The organism is Mycobacterium sp., assembly GCF_019247615.1.
Taxonomy (GTDB): domain Bacteria; phylum Actinomycetota; class Actinomycetes; order Mycobacteriales; family Mycobacteriaceae; genus Mycobacterium.
In genome coordinates, this window is sequence record NZ_JAFBAT010000038.1 from 1 (window position 1) to 2,503 (window position 2,503).

At 69.0% G+C, this 2,503-nt stretch carries 1 protein-coding gene and 1 pseudogene; both read left to right on the top strand.

Features of this window, described 5'->3' with window-relative positions:
* The coding region (locus JO059_RS02500) for an L-lactate permease (protein ID WP_293314522.1) at positions 1-1,551 on the top strand (1,551 nt) is incomplete at its 5' end.
* A gap of 38 nt (positions 1,552-1,589) precedes the next feature.
* Positions 1,590-2,503: pseudogene (locus JO059_RS02505) on the top strand (NAD(P)/FAD-dependent oxidoreductase); the annotation flags it as partial.

Consider the following 2,503-nt stretch of genomic DNA (forward strand, 5'->3'; position numbering starts at 1 on the left):
AGCTCGCTCGTCGCCGCCGTCCCGCTGGCCGCGCTCTTCCTGCTGCTCGGCGCGTTCCGCGTGAGGGCGTGGATCGCGTCGCTGGTCTCGCTCGTCGTCGCCATGACCATCGCGGTCGTCGTCTACCGCATGCCAATGGACCAGGCCGGCCTCGCGGCCGGCGAAGGCGCCGTCTTCGGGTTCTTCCCGATCCTGTGGATCGTGATCAACGCGATCTGGGTTTACCAGATGACAGTGCAGACAGGGCATTTCGACGTCTTACGACGCAGCTTCGCCACGGTCAGTGACGACCGCCGCATCCAAGCCATCATCATCGCGTTCTCCTTCGGCGCGCTGCTCGAAGCGCTGGCCGGGTTTGGCACACCCGTCGCGGTCACCTCGGTCATGCTGCTCGCGCTGGGGTTCAAGCCCCTGAAGGCCGCCGTGCTGGCGCTCGTCGCCAACACCGCGCCCGTCGCGTTCGGGGCCATGGCCACGCCGATTCTCACGCTCGGGAAGGTGTCGGGGTTGTCGAGCGACACCCTGGGCGCCATGGTCGGGAGGCAAACACCGATTCTGTCGGTCTTCGTCCCCCTGGCCTTGGTGGCGATCGTCGACGGTCGCCGCGGCCTGCGGGAAACCTGGGCCGCCTCGCTCACCGCCGGGGCGGTCTTCGGCGTCGGCCAATTCGCCACCTCGAACTTCGTGTCGGTTCCGTTGGCCGACGTGATCGCATCCCTGCTGTCCGTCCTCGCCCTGGTGCTGTTGCTCCGCGCCCGGCGTCCGCGCGCGGAGTCCACGCCCGCCACGGTGACCGCAGAGGCCGAAGCCGACTCGCGTGCCCAGGTGCTGCGGGCGTACGCGCCGTACGCGATCATCATCGCCGTGTTCGTGCTCTGCCAGATCCCGGCGGTGAAGAAGCTGCTGGACGGCGCGACCTTCATCGTGCACTGGCCGGGCCTGCACCTCTACACCGCCAAGGGCGCCGCGTCGACCCTTCCCACCTTCACCTTCAACCTGCTCACCACCCCGGGCACCCAGATGCTCGCCGCGGGCATCCTCACGATGGTGGCGCTGCGCGTGTCGGTGGGCAGCGCGCTCAAGGCCTACGGGACGACGCTGTCTCAGCTCCGGTGGGCCATCGTCACCGTAATGGCCGTGCTGGCACTGGCGTTCGTCATGAACGCGTCCGGGCAGACCATCACGCTAGGTACCTGGATGGCCGGAGCGGGCGGCGCGTTCGCCCTGCTGTCTCCCATCCTCGGCTGGCTCGGCACGGCGGTCACCGGTTCGGACACGTCGGCGAACTCTTTGTTCGGCGCCCTGCAGGTGACGGCGGCCGGGAAGGCGGGGCTCTCCCCGGTGCTGATGGCCGCAAGCAACAGCTCCGGTGGCGTGCTCGGCAAGATGATCTCGCCGCAGAACCTCGCGATCGGGGCCGCGGCGGTCGGAGTGCACGGCAAGGAGGGCGACATCTTTCGCCGGGTGATCATCTGGAGCCTGGGGTTCCTCGCCTTCATGTGTGCGCTGGTCGGACTGCAGGCCTCGGTGCTGTCCTGGATGATTCCCTGAGCGTCCCTGAACGCATCGCAGGCTAGCCTGGCAGCCGTATGCAGACCATCGAGGCGGATTACCTGGTCGTGGGCGCGGGTGCCATGGGCATGGCGTTCGTCGACACGCTCGTCAGCGAGACCGAGGCAAGCGTGGTGGTGGTCGACCGCTACCATCAGCCCGGCGGGCACTGGAACGTGGCCTATCCTTTCGTGCGGCTGCATCAGCCGTCGGCGTTCTACGGCGTGAACTCGCTGGACCTCGGCAGTGGGACCATCGACGAAGCCGGTTGGAACGCAGGGCTTTTCGAGCTCGCCACGGGCGGTGAGGTGTGCGCGTACTACGACCACGTCATGCGCCGGCGGCTCCTGCCGACCGGGCGGGTTCGCTACTTCCCGATGAGCGAATACCGCGGTGACGGCCGGTTCACCACGCTTGGCGGAGACGACTACACCGTCGACGTGTCCCGGCGCGTCGTCGACGGCACCTACATGCGCGTCACCGTGCCCGCGATGCGCCCGCCGGCTTACCCGGTCGCGCCCGGCGTGCCGTGCGTGCCGCCCAACGAGCTGCCGCGGCGGGACCCGCGCGAGCGGTACGTCGTCGTCGGGGCCGGCAAGACGGGCATCGACACGTGCCTGTGGCTGCTGGCCCAGGGCATCCCGCCCGAACGGTTGGCCTGGATCATGCCTCGCGACTCGTGGCTGCTCGACCGGGCGACGATCCAGCCCGGGCCGCTGTTCGCCGACACGATCAAGGCCAACTTCACCGCACAGCTGGAGGCCATCCGGGACGCCGCGTCGATCGACGACCTGTTCGGTCGCCTCGAGGCCGGCGGTGTGCTGCTGCGGCTGGACCTCGCGGTCCGACCCACCATGTACCGCTGCGCGACCGTCACCCGTGCCGAGCTGGAGCAGCTGCGACGCATCACCGGCATCGTCCGGATGGGCCACGTGCAACGGGTGGAACGCGA